The organism is Sphingobacterium sp. GQ94 (assembly GCF_059758715.1).
Map to the genome: position 1 here is coordinate 1 of NZ_JCAXEC010000046.1, position 315 is coordinate 315.

The 315-nt window shown below is 44.1% G+C and carries 2 tRNA genes; both read left to right on the forward strand.

Features of this window, described 5'->3' with window-relative positions:
• Positions 1–121 precede the first annotated feature (121 nt).
• Positions 122–195: transfer RNA gene (locus AC6CHH_RS16430), tRNA-Ile, on the forward strand.
• Between the two features lie 16 nt (positions 196–211).
• Positions 212–285: transfer RNA gene (locus AC6CHH_RS16435), tRNA-Ala, on the forward strand.
• The last annotated feature ends 30 nt before the right edge of the window (positions 286–315 follow it).

Here is a 315-nt window from a genome sequence, read left to right on the forward strand (position 1 = left end):
GGATTTGGTGAATCCGCTGCGTTATATACATGATCAATAGGAGAAGAGAAAAAAGACATTTAGAAGAAAGTGCCCACCCTTTATTAGTAAGGGAGATGGCGTTCAGAGAAAGAGATAAGCTAGTCCCGTAGCTCAGTTGGTTAGAGCACTACACTGATAATGTAGGGGTCAGCAGTTCAAATCTGCTCGGGACTACATTTCACGATTATATGGGGGATTAGCTCAGCTGGCTAGAGCACCTGCCTTGCACGCAGGGGGTCAACGGTTCGAATCCGTTATTCTCCACGAGCGTATAGTATAAGATTGTATTTTATA